The sequence below is a fragment of the Candidatus Methylomirabilota bacterium genome, assembly GCA_036002485.1.
Lineage (GTDB): Bacteria > Methylomirabilota > Methylomirabilia > Rokubacteriales > CSP1-6 > AR37.
This window is the reverse complement of the sequence record DASYTI010000070.1, coordinates 18,608-31,543: the sequence shown is the minus strand read 5'-3', so window position 1 is coordinate 31,543 and position 12,936 is coordinate 18,608. Positions and strand designations below refer to the sequence as shown.

The following is a 12,936-nucleotide window of genomic DNA, read 5'->3' as shown; positions in this document are numbered from 1 at the left end:
GCGTCCACGGCCGGCGGCGCGGTAAGGAGAGCCAGCGCGAGAACGAAGGAACGAGTCCACTTACGGCGAGACGATCCGCCAGAAACGCCGAGCGGCTCCACTGCACCTGGCCGCCGTACGAGGGGCCTGCTCGCTGCGCTGATAAGTGTCTCCTTACCGCTCCGGCAACGTCGGCACTCGCCGGCGGCTACCTGACGCGCCGATCTGTGCGGCGAACTAGAATTAGACAGACCTGCGTATCCCGTTGCGTAGCAGAGCAAACACGGCGACGGTCGGCAGCATATCCCCGCCGTCATTGCGCCCATGGCTCCACGCTTTCCTTTTCAATTCAGTCGTTTACCTTGTTGGCGATCCCCGCCGCACCCAGGGGATAAGCGGCGGGGTCCCGCAGCCCATTCAGTCGGCCATAAAATTTATGGCTGCGAGACCGTTCTGGACGAGGCGACTATAGCGTCCGCGCACGTGGTGAGCAATCACCGATCGGCTGAACCTGACGGCCAGGCGCTGCGGGCTGAAGGCGAAGGGCAAGAAGGGAAAGGCGATCGACAGGTGGCGCGAGCGAAGAGCTAGGAGGCGAGAGAGGCGCGCGCGAGGGCGGCCTTGGCGCGAAGCGCATCGACGGCGGCCATGGGCACCGTCGGCGAGCCCAGCGTCGCCGCGCGGACCTGGGGGCCGTGGAAGTCGGACCCGCCCGTGGCCACGAGGTCCCGCTCCTTGCAGATCTGCAGATACGTCGCGCGCTGCTGGGCGGAGTGCTCCGTGTAGTAGCACTCGATGCCCATGAGGCCGGCCGCGACCAGGCCCGGAATCAGCTCGTCACGGCTCGCGAGCCCGGGATGGGCGAAGACGGGCACGCCGCTCGCCCGGCGGATGAGCCGGACCGCGTCCTCCGGCGTGAGCTTTTTCCTCGGGACATGCCCCGGCTTGCCGGCGCCGAGGTACTTGTCGAAGGCCTCCCGCACCGTCCTGACGTAGCCGCGCGCCACCATCACCTGCGCCACGTGCGGGCGGCCCGCCGAGCCCTCGCGCACCAGCGCGAACACGTCCTCCGCGTCTATGGGCATGCCCAGCGAGGCCAGTCGCTCGGCCATCCCGTGAACGCGCTCGCGCCGCACACGCCGCTGCTCGCGGCAGAATTCCTGGAACCACGGCGCCCGCCAGTCCATGAGGTAGCCGAGGACGTGGATCTCCGCGCCCTCGACATCGCAGTTGATCTCGATGCCCGGGACAATCTCCAGGGGCCGCCGGCGCTCGGCCTCCTCGAAAGCCTCGGGCAGCCCTTCCGTCGAGTCGTGATCGGTGATGGCGAGAACACGGACACCGCGGCTGACCGCCTCGATCACGAGGTCGCGGGGGGCATAGGTCCCGTCCGAGGCGGTCGTGTGGGTGTGGAGGTCCACGCCGCCCGGCATAGTTACCGCCGGCCGGCGATGGCGGAGAGATAGGCCAGGAGCGTTCTCACCCCGATGCCCGTCCCGCCCTTGGGGCCGAGGGGCAGCTCGCGCTCGGTGAACGCCGTGCCCGCGATGTCGAGGTGCGCCCACGGCTTGCCGTCGGTGAAATCGCGCATGAAGAGACCGGCCACGATGGCGCCGCCGCCGCGCTGGCTGGAGATGTTGTTCAGATCCGCGATATCGCTTTTGAGGCCGTCCTTGTACTCATCGTGCAGGGGCATCCGCCACATCTTCTCGCCCGCGGCCTCGGCCGCGCCCAGGACACGGCCGGCGAGGGCGTCGTCATTGGCGAAGACGCCGGACACCCCCTGGCCGAGGGCGATCACGATGGCCCCCGTGAGGGTGGCGAGATCGATCATCTCGCTCGGCTTGATCTCCTTGACCGCGTAGGCGAGGGCATCGGCGAGGGTCAGCCGTCCCTCGGCATCGGTATTGCCGATCTCGATGGTGAGCCCGTTCATGGCGCGGACCACGTCTCCCGGGCGCTGGGCTGTCCCCGACGGCATGTTCTCGGTGGCCGCGATGATGCCATGCACTTCCACGGGCAGGCGGAGCTTGGGCAGGGCCGAAAAGAGCCCCAGGACCGTGGCCGCGCCGGCCATGTCGTCCTTCATCCGGTACATGCCGTCGGCCGGCTTGAGGTCGAGCCCGCCCGAGTCGAAGGTGATGCCCTTGCCCACGATCACGACACGCCGGCGCGCCCGTCCCCTGGGCCGATAGGTCAGGTGAATGAACTTGGGCGGCTCCTCGCTCCCCTGGGCCACGCCGATGTAGGCGCCCATGCCCAGCTTGGCGCAGTCCGCCCGCTCGAGGATCTTGAGCCCGAGGCGGCCGGCCCGCGCGATCTCCTGCGCACGCCGCGCCAGATAGGAGGGCGTCACGACGTTGGCCGGCTCGTTGACGAGGTCACGGGTGAGGCAGGTGGCCGCGGCCCAGATCTCCCCGGCCCGTACCCCTTCCGCGGCCGCGGTGCGCTGGCGCCCCTCGGGCTCCACCACGATCAGGGCCTCGAGCTGCTTCGGACTCTTTTCCTTGAGGTAGCGGTCGAAGCGATAGGTCCCGAGGACGGCGCCTTCGACGGTGGCCTGGGCTCTCGCGCGCGCGGATACGCCGTCGGCGCCGAGATAGGCCGCCACGCTCCTGGCCCCGAGATCGCGGGCGCGGCGGGCGGCGGCGGAGGCGGCGCGGCGCACGACCTCGGCCCCGCTGCCTTTCTTGGGGCCGAGGCCGGCCACCAGCACTCGCGCTGCGCGAAGGCGACGGCCGTCGGCGTGCACATGCGTGAGCTGGCCCGGCTTGCCTTCGAACTTCTCGGCCGCCATCACCCGCGTGAGCAGGCCGCCGAGGGCCTCGTCCACGGATGCTAAGGCGGGCGACAGGCGCGCTTCGTCCGCGTGTCGACCCAGGATCAGCGCATCGGCACGCGTCTCGGTGAGACCGCTCGGCGCGAGGGAGAGCTTCATCACAGAGATCCTCCTGGCTGGGAGCTCATGGCGCGGACGAGGCGCACGGCACGATGGATCATGTCCGCGAGCCTGTCGGTGGTTTCGAAGCGGCCGAGGTCGTCGACGGCCACCCAGCGCACCTCGGCGGCGTCACTGCCGGCGCGGAGCTCGCCGCCCACGGCTTCCGCGACATAGTCCACGATCACGTAGTGGTAGCGGACGCGCTCGCCCTCGCGATGCACGCGGTCGATGACGCCACAGAGCCCGAGCACGCGGATGCGCAGTCCCGATTCCTCCTCGACCTCGCGGACGACGGCCTCCTCGATGCGCTCACCGAGATGGACGAGACCGCCGGGAATGCTCCACTTGCCCGCGGAGGGCGGCTGGCCGCGTCGCGCGAGGAGGACGCGCTCCCCGTCGAGCACGACCGCGCCCACGGCGACACGCGGAGCGTCGGGGAACTCGCGGGGCGCCCCCATCAGACGATGGTCAGCGCGCGCGGGGCGCGGCCCGACCATGTCCAGTCGTGGGTGCCGTACTTGTCCCGCGCGAGCGACTCCGCCAGCTCTCTCTCCCCGACGGAGAGACTCCCCGGCTCGAGGGCCAGGCCGTGTGCCTGACGGAACCCGGCGGTCAGAGCCGCCACTGCATCGTCAAAGGACGGGCGGCGCCCCAGCGTCGCCTCGAGCGTCGTCATTCCTTCCAGCGGATCTCGCTCGCCGGGAAAGACCCTGCGGAGACGCGCGGGCTCCGCGCCCAGCATGATGGCCCCGTGCTGGAGGAAAGCGGCACCCTGTCGCCGCTGCGCGCTGCCCACGAGCTTCTTGCCCTCCACCTCGAGCTCGAAAGAGCCGGTGCGGGCAAAGCAGAAGGCCGGCATGGCGACCGGATCCGAGGGCTGCACGGGTACCATCTCGACGGGAGCGCCCAGTGCCTTGAGCCCCGCCTGGAGTCCCGCGCCTATCCAGCGATAGGTCTCGAGGAGATCGCCGGCGCCCTCGAAGTCTCCCGCCGCGGCCGCCACGCTATAGGTGATCTCGAGGTCCGGGCCCTCGTGGAGGATGGCGCTGCCCCCCGTCTGACGCCGGACGAGGCCGATGCCGAGGGCGCGCGCCTCCGTCACGTCGATGCGGCCGTCGAGGCGCTGGCCGTAGCCGAGCGAGATGGTGGGGGGCGCCCACGCGAAGAAGCGCAGGGTGGGCGGGCCGCCGTGGCGCAGCCGCGAGAGGAGGAGCGCTTCGTCGAGCGCCATGTTGCCGGCGCCGTCGAGCGGCTCGGTCACGAGCAGCCGAAAGGTGATGGTCACGTTGGTCACGGCCCGCAGGGCCTTCTAATCATTCTCCCTCTCCCCGTTGGGGAGAGGGTCACGCAGTTCGAGCTGAAACGCGGCCGACGAGCCGCCGGCGAGGAGCGCGGTGAGGCGAGGGCTGAGATCATCAGGGGCAAGGGCCCGTTCACCTCTTCGCCGGCGGCGTCCACTTGAGCCGCGGCTGGCGCGCCGCCCCCGTCTGATCGAGCCTTCTCACGGGCGTGGTCACCGGGGCATCGAGGATGATCTGGGGATTCTCCTGCGCCTCCCGCGCGATCTGGATCAGGGCGTCGCAGAACTCGTCGAGCGTCTCCTTCGACTCCGTCTCCGTCGGCTCGATCATGAGCGCTTCTTCCACGATGAGGGGGAAGTACGTCGACGGCGCGTAGAAGCCCAGATCCAGGAGACGCTTGGCGATGTCCATGGCCGTGATGCCCAGCTTCTTCTGCCGGCGAGCCGAGATCACGCACTCGTGCATGCAGGGCCCGGACGCCGAGCGGTCGTAGTGGTCCTCCAGACGCCGGAGCACGTAGTTGGCGTTGAGCACGGCATTGTCGGATACGGCCCGGAGGCCGTCAGGACCCATGGTGCGAATGTACGTCCACGCCCGCACGTGCATGCCGAAATTGCCCCAGAAGGCCTGCAGCTTGCCGATGGACTGCGGCCGGCTCCAGTCCAGCGCGTACTCGTCGCCCTCCTTGACCACGACCGGCGTGGGGAGAAAGGGCGCGAGGTGGTCCTTGATGCCCACCGGCCCCGAGCCGGGGCCGCCGCCGCCGTGCGGCGTCGTGAAGGTCTTGTGCAGGTTGAAGTGGCACACGTCGAAGCCGAGATCGCCCGGCCGCGTGATGCCGAGGATGGCATTGAAGTTGGCGCCGTCCATGTACACCTGCACGCCCTGGGCATGGCACATCTCGGTGATCTGGTGGATCTTCGATTCGAAGAGGCCGAGGGTATTGGGCTGGGTGATCATGAAGGCGGCCACGTCGGGCCCGAGGTGCCGCTCGAGATCGAGGAGATCCACGTCGCCATTCGCCTCGCTCTTGAGCTCGACCACCGAGAAGCCCGCGAGCGCCGTCGAGGCGGGATTCGTTCCGTGGGCCGAGTCCGGAATGAGCACCTTGGTCCGCCGCTCGCCGCGCGAGAGGTGATAGGCGCGGATCATGAGGACGCCCGCGAGCTCGCCCTGGGCCCCGGCGGCCGGCTGCAGCGAGACATGGTCCATCCCGGAGACCTCGGCCAGATCCAGGGCCAGCTCGTGCATGAGCTGCAGCGCCCCCTGCGAGGCGGCTTCAGGCGTGAGGGGGTGCAGGCGCAGGAAGCCGGGCAGCCTCGCCATGTCCTCGTTGATCTTCGGGTTGTACTTCATGGTGCAGGAGCCGAGCGGGTAGAAGTGCGTGTCGACGCCGTAGTTCATCTGGCTCAGGCGCGAGTAGTGCCGGATCACGTCGACCTCGGAGACCTCGGGCAGCTCGGCCGAGGTGGCGCGCAGATGCTGGGCGGGCAGGAGCTGGGCGGGATCGCTCACGGGCACGTCGCACTCGGGCAGCGAGTGGGCGTGGCGGCCGGGCGCGGAGAGCTCGAAGATCAGCTTGTCGTAGCCGGGCTTGGCGGTATGCATGGGATCCTCAGGCCACCGCCGCGGCGAGCGCGGCCGCATAGGCGTCGATCTCCTCTCGCGTGCGCTTCTCCGTGACGGCCACGAGCAAGGAGTCCTTGTACGCCCGGTCCAGCGTCTTGAGGGGCACGCCGGCCAGGATCCTGTCCTTGATCAGTCGCTTGACCACGCGCTCGGGAGACTTGGACAGCGTGAGCGCGAACTCCTTGAAGAAGGGCGCCTTGAAGGTGAGCTCGACGCCGGGGATCTTCGCGAAGGCCTGCGCGGCATAGTGCGCCTTGGCCGTCGAGAGCTCCCCGACCTTGCGCAGCCCTTCCTTGCCCATGACGGAGACGTATATCGTCGCCATGAGGGCGCACAGGGCGACATTGGTGCAGATATTCGAGGTCGCCTTCTCCCGCCGGATATGCTGCTCGCGCGTCTGCAGGGTCAGGACGAAGCCCCGCTTGCCGTCGAGGTCGACGGTAGCGCCCACGAGCCGACCCGGCATGCGCCGCACCAGCTCCTGCTTGGCCGCGAAGACTCCGAGATTGGGCCCGCCGAAGCTCATGGGCACGCCGAGCCCCTGTCCTTCGCCCACCACGAGATCCGCGCCCAGGGCCCCGGGCGGCGTGAGCAGCCCGAGATTGATCGGGTCCGCGACGATGATGAGGAGCGCGCCCGCGGCATGGGCGATCTCGCCCGCCGTCTTGACGTCCTCCAGACAGCCGAAGAAGTTCGGGTACTGGACGACCACGGCCGCCGTCTGCGCGCCCACGGCCTTTTGAAGCGCCTCGAGGTCAGTGACCCCATCGGCGAGCGGCGCCGACTTGAGCCGGATGGCAGGGCCCTCGCAATACGTCTCGACGACCTGGCGATAGAGCGGGTTGACGCCCTTCGAGATCACGGCCGCCTTCCGCTCGGTGACGGCGTGCGCCATCAGCACGGCCTCGGCCACCGAGGAGGCGCCGTCATAGAGCGAGGCGTTGGCCACGTCCATGCCCGTGAGCTCGGCCATCATGGTCTGGTACTCGAAGATGGAGCGCAGCGTCCCCTGGCTCGCCTCGGGCTGATACGGCGTGTAGGCCGTGAAGAACTCTCCACGTAAGATCAAGTGGTTTATCGGACTCGGGATCGTGTGATCGTAGGAGCCCCCGCCGAGGAAGCAGGCGAAATCGTCGGCATTCGCGTTCTTGGCGGACAGCCGGCGCAGGTGACGGATGAGATCGCTCTCGGCCATGGCGGCCGGAACATTGAGGGGACGAGAGAGCCGGGCCTTGGCGGGAATGCGCGCGAGAAGGTCTTCGATGGAGCCCACGCCGATGGTTGCCAGCATATCGCGCTGCTGGGCCGGCGTGTTCGAGATGTAGCGCATGGACTCAGTGCCCCGCCGAGGCGATGAGCTTCTCGTAGTCGGCCGCGGACATGAGGGCCTCCCATTCTTTTGGGCTCGCCAGCTTGATGACGATCATCCAGCCCTGGCCGTACGGATCGGCGTTGACGAGCTCGGGCTTCTTGGGCAGCTCGGCATTGATCTCGACCACTTCCCCGCTCAACGGCGCGTAGAGATCGGAGACCGCCTTGACGGACTCGACCACGCCAAAGGTCTTCATGGCGCTCACCTTGGTACCGGCCTTGGGAAGCTCGACGAAGACCACGTCGCCCAGCTGCTCCTGGGCGAAGGCCGTGATGCCCACGCGGGCCTTGTCCCCTTCGAGCTTGGCCCACTCGTGCTCTTTCGTGTAACGGAGGTCGGCCGGAACATTCGCCATCACGATCTCCTAGGACTTCTTGGCTTTGGAGGGGACAAAGGGCGTCTTGGCCACCCGCGCCCGGTGGGCCTGGCCGCGAATGTCCACGTCGAACTCCGTGCCGGCCGGGGCGAGGTCGGCGCGCAGATACCCCATGCCGATGCAGCGCTCGAGGCTCGGGGAGAACGATCCCGAGGTGACCACGCCGACCTCGGCGCCGTCCTTGAGCAGTCGATAGCCGTGACGTGCCACCGCGCGCTCGGCCATCTCGAAGCCCACGAGCTTGCGCGTGACTCCCGCGGCCCTCACCTTCTCGATCGCCTCGCGCCCGATGAAATCGCCTTTCCCAGGCTTGACCACCCAGCCGAGCCCTGCCTCGAGCGGATTGGTTGTCTCGTCGATGTCATTGCCATAGAGGGCAAACTTCATCTCGAGCCTGAGGGTGTCCCGGGCGCCCAGGCCGATGGGCTGGATGCCATCGCCCTTGCCTCCGTCCAGGAGCGCGCGCCAGAGCGCTTCGAGGCGGGCGGCCGGCGCATAGAGCTCGAAGCCGTCCTCGCCCGTGTAGCCCGTGCGGGAGATTAGGCAGGGCACCCCCGCGACGCCGCCCTTGACGAAGTGGTAGTAGGGCACGCGCGTCACGTCCGTGTCGGCGAGCCGCTGGACGAGCCCTTCGGCCTTGGGCCCCTGCACGGCCAGCAGCCCCGTCTCGTCGCTGACATTGCTCCACGCCGCCCGGCACCCGCCCTGCTCGGTCACCCAGTCCCAGTCCTTGTCGATGTTCGAGGCGTTCACGGTGAGCATGTAGTGCTCGTCGGCCAGCCGGTAGAGGGTGAGATCGTCCACGATGCCGCCGTCGGGACGGCAGAGGAGCGAGTACTGGACCTGCCCGATGGCGAGAGCCGCGGCGTCATTCGTGGTCACGCGCTGGACGGCGGCCAGGGCGGCGGGGCCGCTCACCTCGAACTCACCCATGTGGCTGATGTCGAAGAGCCCCGCGGCCGAGCGGACGCAGCGGTGCTCCTCGATGATGCCCGTGTACTGCACGGGCATGTCCCAGCCGCCGAAGGGCACCATCTTGGCGCCGGCCTTGACGTGGACATCTCGGAGAGGCGTGCGCTTGAGGGGAGCCGGCGTCTGCGTCATGGGAGCGCCATCATCTTAATGGATGGGCCCCGGCGCCGCAATGGGAAGCACGCCCCGGGCACTGGGTCAATTTGCTTCGCCATACTTCGTTGCGAGCGGGCCGGCAACCCTCAACGTACACCCACGTACGCCTCGGGCTGCCGGCCCGCTCGCGCGTGGCAGTTCGAGCCGAGGGGCGCAGCCCGAGGCGAGGGCTGAGTTGATCTGGCTCGCAACTTGCCCCAGTGCCAGACCTACTTTTGCGGCGTGGGAGCCGCCGCGCCGGGGCGCAGGAGGTCTACGATCTTACTTGGTCGTGTAGCCGCGGCCGTTCATGCAGGCGGCGTAAGCACCGTCGTAGCCCGCCTTGCCCTTGCCGTACTGGTGCGTGCCGCCATAGGTCGCGCCGCCTATCCCACCTGCGGCCGCGCCGATGGCCGCGCCGGTGCCGGGAGAGCCTGCCGCCGCGCCGACCGCCGCACCAAGCGCGGCGCCACCGAGCGCGCCAACGGCCGCGCCGATGCCCACGCCCTTGGCGGTGTCCGTCGCCGGGTCCCAGCCCGATTGCTGCTTGGCCCACGTCTGGCACTCGCTCGAATCGCGCGCCTGCTGCTCGGGCGTCTGGCCCTTGGCGGGATAGGCGTAGACCGAGGGCTGCGGATTCCCTGAGGACGCGCAGCCGCTGAGCACCGCCGCGAAAGCCACCGCCGTGATTCCTGCCACGAAGCGCTGAGACATCATCATGATCGATCCTCCTGGCTATCCATTATGCCTGTCAGGCCGGCCCATTAGCCCGAACTATTCGCGAGCGCACCTACCGCATTCCGGCCTCCCCCTCACCCTGCCCTCTCCCCCTCTGGGGGCGAGGGATCAAAATGAATCCCTCTCCCTCTCCGAGGGAGAGGGCGGCAGTTCGAGCTGAAGGGCGCAGCCCTGAGGCGAGGGCTGAATAGACCAGGGTGGCGTTGTCTCCCGAATAGTCCCGGTTAGGAAGCAATGCGTTCGGGCACTCCTCTGATCACTCCTTGCTGATGACGCGCTCGAAAGCCGCGACGAACTGGTCCACGTCCGCCTCCGTCATGGCGAGGGAGCAGCAGCCGAGACCCCGCTGCGACAGGACGACACCCTCGTTCAGAAGTCCCATGAAGGTCCGGAGCGGGCGCTCGGCATCCGCGGGCCGGCTCGAGCGATAATCGCTGAGCCGCTTCTTGGTCCAGTGAATCCAGAAGAGCGAGCCCAGGCCCGTCACCTGCGCGGGCTGCTTCGCCTTCGCCAGAGCCCGCTTGACGCCGGCGCGAAGCCGCTCACCCAAGGCTTCGAGCTTGGCATAGGCCTCGGACGTCAGCTCCTGCATGGTGGCGAGCCCGCCCGCCATGGTCACGGCGTTGGCGTTGAAGGTGCCGCCGTGGCTGATGCGCCCCTTGCCCCCGCGCGGATCGTAGTAGTTCATCACCTCCGCGCGGCCACCGAAGGCGCCCACGGCGAGCCCGCCGCCGATGATCTTGCCGAGGGTGGTCAGATCCGGCCGGACGCCGAAGCGGGCCTGGGCGCCGCCTTGCCCAACGCGAAATGAGATGACCTCGTCGAAGATGAGGACAATGCCCAGCCTCTCCGTCACCTCGCGCAGGCGCTCGAGGAAGCCCGGCTGGGGCACCAGCATGCCCGCATTGGCGAGAAGCGGGTCTACGATGAGCCCGGCGATGTCGCCTCCGTGCTTCTCCAGGATCTTGACGCACGCCTCGGCATCGTTCCACGGCAGGACGATGGTGTGCTTGAGGACGGTGTCGGGGACGCCCGCTGAGTAGGCCAGGGACTTGGGACGTTTGCGAGAGCCGGCCTTCTCCACGTCGGGAGAGACGCTGACGAGCACCCAGTCGTGGGTGCCGTGATAGGCGCCCTCGAACTTGGCGATCTTGCTCCGTCCCGTGAAGGCGCGCGCGGCCCGCACCGCGTTCATGGTCGCCTCGGTGCCGGAGTTGGTGAAGCGCACCACTTCCATGCTCGGAATCCGCGTGGTCAAGACCCCCGCGAGCTTGACCTCGTGCTCGCTCGGCCCCGGGAAGGACATGCCGCGGGTGGCCTGCTCGGTGATGGCCTCGACCACGGAGGGATGCGCGTGGCCGAGGATCGGGCTCGTGTAGTTGCCGTTGAAGTCGAGACGCTCGGTCCCGTCGGCGTCCCAGATGCGGGCGCCCTGACCGCGGGTGATGTAGAAGGGGTATGGATCGAAGAAGGTTGTGGTGCGGCTGTTGCCGCCCGGCATGACCCGGAGCGCCTCCTCGTACATCTGCCGTGAGCGTGAGGTCTTGGCCTTGTAGTCGTTGACGATGGTCTCGAGCGTCATGTCGTGACTCCTTCCTGGATTCTCCGGCTCAGCGATCCGTCTACCCCGTGGGAAATGCGATCGCGTCGTCGAGCTCGCGCCGGTACGCGCGCAGGAGCTCATGGGCCTCGCCGACCGTCACCCGCTTGAATGACAGCCGCTGGCCGGGCTTGACCTGCCCCACCCTCCCGATGTCGAACGAGCATACCGTGCCGATCTTCGTATAGCCACCCGTCGATTGCCGGTCCACGAGCAGCACGATGGGCTGGCCATCGCCCACCACCTGGATGCCCCCCAGGGCCACGCCGTCCGAGATGATGTCGTGGCCGCGCGTGTGCTCGATGCGGGCGCCGCGGAGGCGCGCCCCCATGCGGTCGCTGTGCGGGGTCATCTCGTACGGCGCCTCGAAGAGGGCCGCGATGCCGCGCTTCGTGAAGCGGTCGTCCTGAGGCCCCAGCACGACACGCACCATCGGCTCCCGCGTGTAGTCGGGGATGAGGGAGGCGCGCACCTCGACGGGCGCCCCGCCCGAGTGAGGACCCAGGGGCAGCTCGTCGCCCTTGCGGAGCGCGCGCCCCCGCCAGCCGCCCATCTGCCCGCGCAGATAGGTCGCGCGGGAGCCGAGGGCCGGCGGCGTATCGAGACCGCCCGAGACGGCGATGTACGCGCGCACGCCCGAGGCGGCGGGGCCCAGCCGCAGCACGTCCCCCGCTTCCACCTCGAAGGCGGCCCAGCGCGGCATGGCCAACCCGTTGAGGGTAGCGGCCATGACGGCGCCCGTGACGGCCACCCATCGCTCGTCGGCGAACTCGAGCCGCGGGCCCATGAGGGTGCACTCGAGCCCCGCGGCGTCATCGGCATTGCCGACGAGGCGGTTCGCGAGCACGAAGGCCTCGCGGTCCACGGGACCCGATGGCGGGATGCCGACGCGCAGCGATCCACGACGGCCGAGGTCCTGCACCGTGGTCTGAGGGCCCGCGTCCTGGACGAGGAGGGTCGGCATCAGGGCCGCTCGATGCGCGGGCGATAGCGCCCCTCGGCCGCGGCCGTCTCGATGGAATCGTACTCGGCACGATCGATCATCCGGAAGCGAACGTGATCTCCCGCGCGTAGGAGGATGGGGTCGGTGGAGGAGGGGTCATACAGGCGCACCGGCGTGCGACCGAGCACCCAGAAGCCGCCGGGGCTCTCCACGGAATAGATGCAGCACTGCACGCCGCCGATGCTGACGCTCCCCGGCGGCGTCTTGACGCGCGGCTGGGCGAGACGCGGGATGTTCAGACGCTCCGACATGCCGGTCATGTAGGGCAGCCCCGGCGTGAAGCCGACGAAGTAGACGTAGTAGTCGGCGGAGGCGTGGAGTCGCGCCACGTCATCCGGCGGCAGACCGACCTGCTTGGCCACCGCCTCGAGATCGAAGCCGAGCTCGCCGCCATAGCAGCACGGCAGCTCGACAGTCCGCGCGGGGGGCAGCACGTCGGGGCGCGCCTGACGGCAGAGCGCGCGGAGCGATGCCACGAGATCGTCCCAGCCCACGACCAGCGGATCGTAGTAGACGAGGAGCGAGCGGAACGTCGGGACGGTCTCGGTGACCCCGGAAAGCGCCTTCTGCTGGATCAGGTATTCGAGCGCGAGGGTCCGGGCATTGGCCTCGTGGCTGATCTCATCCGCGAACTCCACCGACAGCGCGAGATCCCCGCACGGAAGGAAGCGGGGTTCGGCGTAGATCCCCACCAGTTAGCCTGGATTCTGCGCGAACACCTGACCCCCTCACCCTGCCCTCTCCCCCACTGGGGGAGAGGGATGAGAATGGAGAGAGCGGCGTGGCGAGAGTGTTCTCATCCCTCTCCCCCGCGGCGGGGGAGAGGGCCGCAGTTCGAGCTGAGCGGCGCCGCCGCGAGGCGAGGGCTGAGTCGGTCAGGGGGGCCGTAC

Annotated in this window: 12 protein-coding genes; all 12 read right to left on the bottom strand. The window is 68.8% G+C overall.

All coding sequences use genetic code 11. The features are described 5' to 3' along the window. Positions 1 to 566: 566 nt before the first annotated feature. The 12 genes from VGT00_07765 to pxpB all read right to left on the bottom strand — a co-directional run bounded on the left by VGT00_07765 (position 567) and on the right by pxpB (position 12,738). Complete coding sequence (locus VGT00_07765; protein HEV8531296.1) at positions 567 to 1,412, bottom strand: PHP domain-containing protein; 846 nt, start codon at positions 1,410 to 1,412, stop codon at positions 567 to 569. Positions 1,413 to 1,414: 2 nt separating this feature from the next. Then, entirely contained in the window at positions 1,415 to 2,917 is a 1,503-nt protein-coding gene (locus VGT00_07760) for a leucyl aminopeptidase (GenBank protein HEV8531295.1), read from the bottom strand. Then, positions 2,917 to 3,378, bottom strand: a complete 462-nt coding sequence (locus VGT00_07755) for an NUDIX domain-containing protein (protein ID HEV8531294.1) — start codon at positions 3,376 to 3,378, stop codon at positions 2,917 to 2,919. Before VGT00_07755 ends, VGT00_07760 begins: the two co-directional genes overlap by 1 nt. Further along, entirely contained in the window at positions 3,378 to 4,214 is an 837-nt protein-coding gene (locus VGT00_07750; GenBank protein ID HEV8531293.1) for a biotin/lipoate A/B protein ligase family protein, read from the bottom strand. Before VGT00_07750 ends, VGT00_07755 begins: the two co-directional genes overlap by 1 nt. 139 nt (positions 4,215 to 4,353) lie before the next feature. Then, entirely contained in the window at positions 4,354 to 5,829 is a 1,476-nt protein-coding gene (gene gcvPB / locus VGT00_07745) for an aminomethyl-transferring glycine dehydrogenase subunit GcvPB (GenBank protein HEV8531292.1), read from the bottom strand. A gap of 7 nt (positions 5,830 to 5,836) precedes the next feature. Next, positions 5,837 to 7,180, bottom strand: coding sequence for an aminomethyl-transferring glycine dehydrogenase subunit GcvPA (gene gcvPA / locus VGT00_07740; protein HEV8531291.1), 1,344 nt, complete (start codon positions 7,178 to 7,180; stop codon positions 5,837 to 5,839). A gap of 4 nt (positions 7,181 to 7,184) precedes the next feature. After that, complete coding sequence (gene gcvH, locus VGT00_07735; GenBank protein ID HEV8531290.1) at positions 7,185 to 7,577, bottom strand: glycine cleavage system protein GcvH; 393 nt, start codon at positions 7,575 to 7,577, stop codon at positions 7,185 to 7,187. Positions 7,578 to 7,586: 9 nt separating this feature from the next. Next, a complete protein-coding gene (gcvT, locus tag VGT00_07730; GenBank protein HEV8531289.1) occupies positions 7,587 to 8,702 on the bottom strand; it encodes a glycine cleavage system aminomethyltransferase GcvT in 1,116 nt (371 codons plus the stop codon). Between the two features lie 285 nt (positions 8,703 to 8,987). After that, complete coding sequence (locus VGT00_07725; protein HEV8531288.1) at positions 8,988 to 9,425, bottom strand: hypothetical protein; 438 nt, start codon at positions 9,423 to 9,425, stop codon at positions 8,988 to 8,990. A gap of 274 nt (positions 9,426 to 9,699) precedes the next feature. Then, the gene (locus tag VGT00_07720; GenBank protein HEV8531287.1) at positions 9,700 to 11,025 is read right to left on the bottom strand and encodes an aspartate aminotransferase family protein; all 1,326 of its coding nucleotides are present in this window, start codon (positions 11,023 to 11,025) and stop codon (positions 9,700 to 9,702) included. A 40-nt stretch (positions 11,026 to 11,065) separates the two neighbouring features. After that, positions 11,066 to 12,007, bottom strand: a complete 942-nt coding sequence (locus tag VGT00_07715; protein ID HEV8531286.1) for a biotin-dependent carboxyltransferase family protein — start codon at positions 12,005 to 12,007, stop codon at positions 11,066 to 11,068. Continuing rightward, positions 12,007 to 12,738 carry a 5-oxoprolinase subunit PxpB gene (gene pxpB, locus VGT00_07710; GenBank protein HEV8531285.1) on the bottom strand — a complete coding sequence of 244 codons (732 nt, stop codon included), beginning with the start codon at positions 12,736 to 12,738 and terminating at the stop codon, positions 12,007 to 12,009. The genes VGT00_07715 and pxpB overlap by 1 nt, the downstream gene beginning before the upstream one ends. Positions 12,739 to 12,936: the final 198 nt, after the last annotated feature.

Excerpts from the sequence above, each read along its gene's own strand:
- VGT00_07755 (HEV8531294.1), bottom strand. The coding sequence starts at position 3,378 with ATGGGGGCGCCCCGCGAGTTCCCCGACGCTCCGCGTGTCGCCGTGGGC.
- gcvH (HEV8531290.1), bottom strand. The coding sequence starts at position 7,577 with ATGGCGAATGTTCCGGCCGACCTCCGTTACACGAAAGAGCACGAGTGG.
- VGT00_07725 (HEV8531288.1), bottom strand. The coding sequence starts at position 9,425 with ATGATGATGTCTCAGCGCTTCGTGGCAGGAATCACGGCGGTGGCTTTC.
- gcvT (HEV8531289.1), bottom strand. The coding sequence starts at position 8,702 with ATGACGCAGACGCCGGCTCCCCTCAAGCGCACGCCTCTCCGAGATGTC.
- VGT00_07765 (HEV8531296.1), bottom strand. The coding sequence starts at position 1,412 with ATGCCGGGCGGCGTGGACCTCCACACCCACACGACCGCCTCGGACGGG.
- VGT00_07760 (HEV8531295.1), bottom strand. The coding sequence starts at position 2,917 with ATGAAGCTCTCCCTCGCGCCGAGCGGTCTCACCGAGACGCGTGCCGAT.
- VGT00_07720 (HEV8531287.1), bottom strand. The coding sequence starts at position 11,025 with ATGACGCTCGAGACCATCGTCAACGACTACAAGGCCAAGACCTCACGC.
- gcvPB (HEV8531292.1), bottom strand. The coding sequence starts at position 5,829 with ATGCATACCGCCAAGCCCGGCTACGACAAGCTGATCTTCGAGCTCTCC.
- VGT00_07715 (HEV8531286.1), bottom strand. The coding sequence starts at position 12,007 with ATGCCGACCCTCCTCGTCCAGGACGCGGGCCCTCAGACCACGGTGCAG.
- gcvPA (HEV8531291.1), bottom strand. The coding sequence starts at position 7,180 with ATGCGCTACATCTCGAACACGCCGGCCCAGCAGCGCGATATGCTGGCA.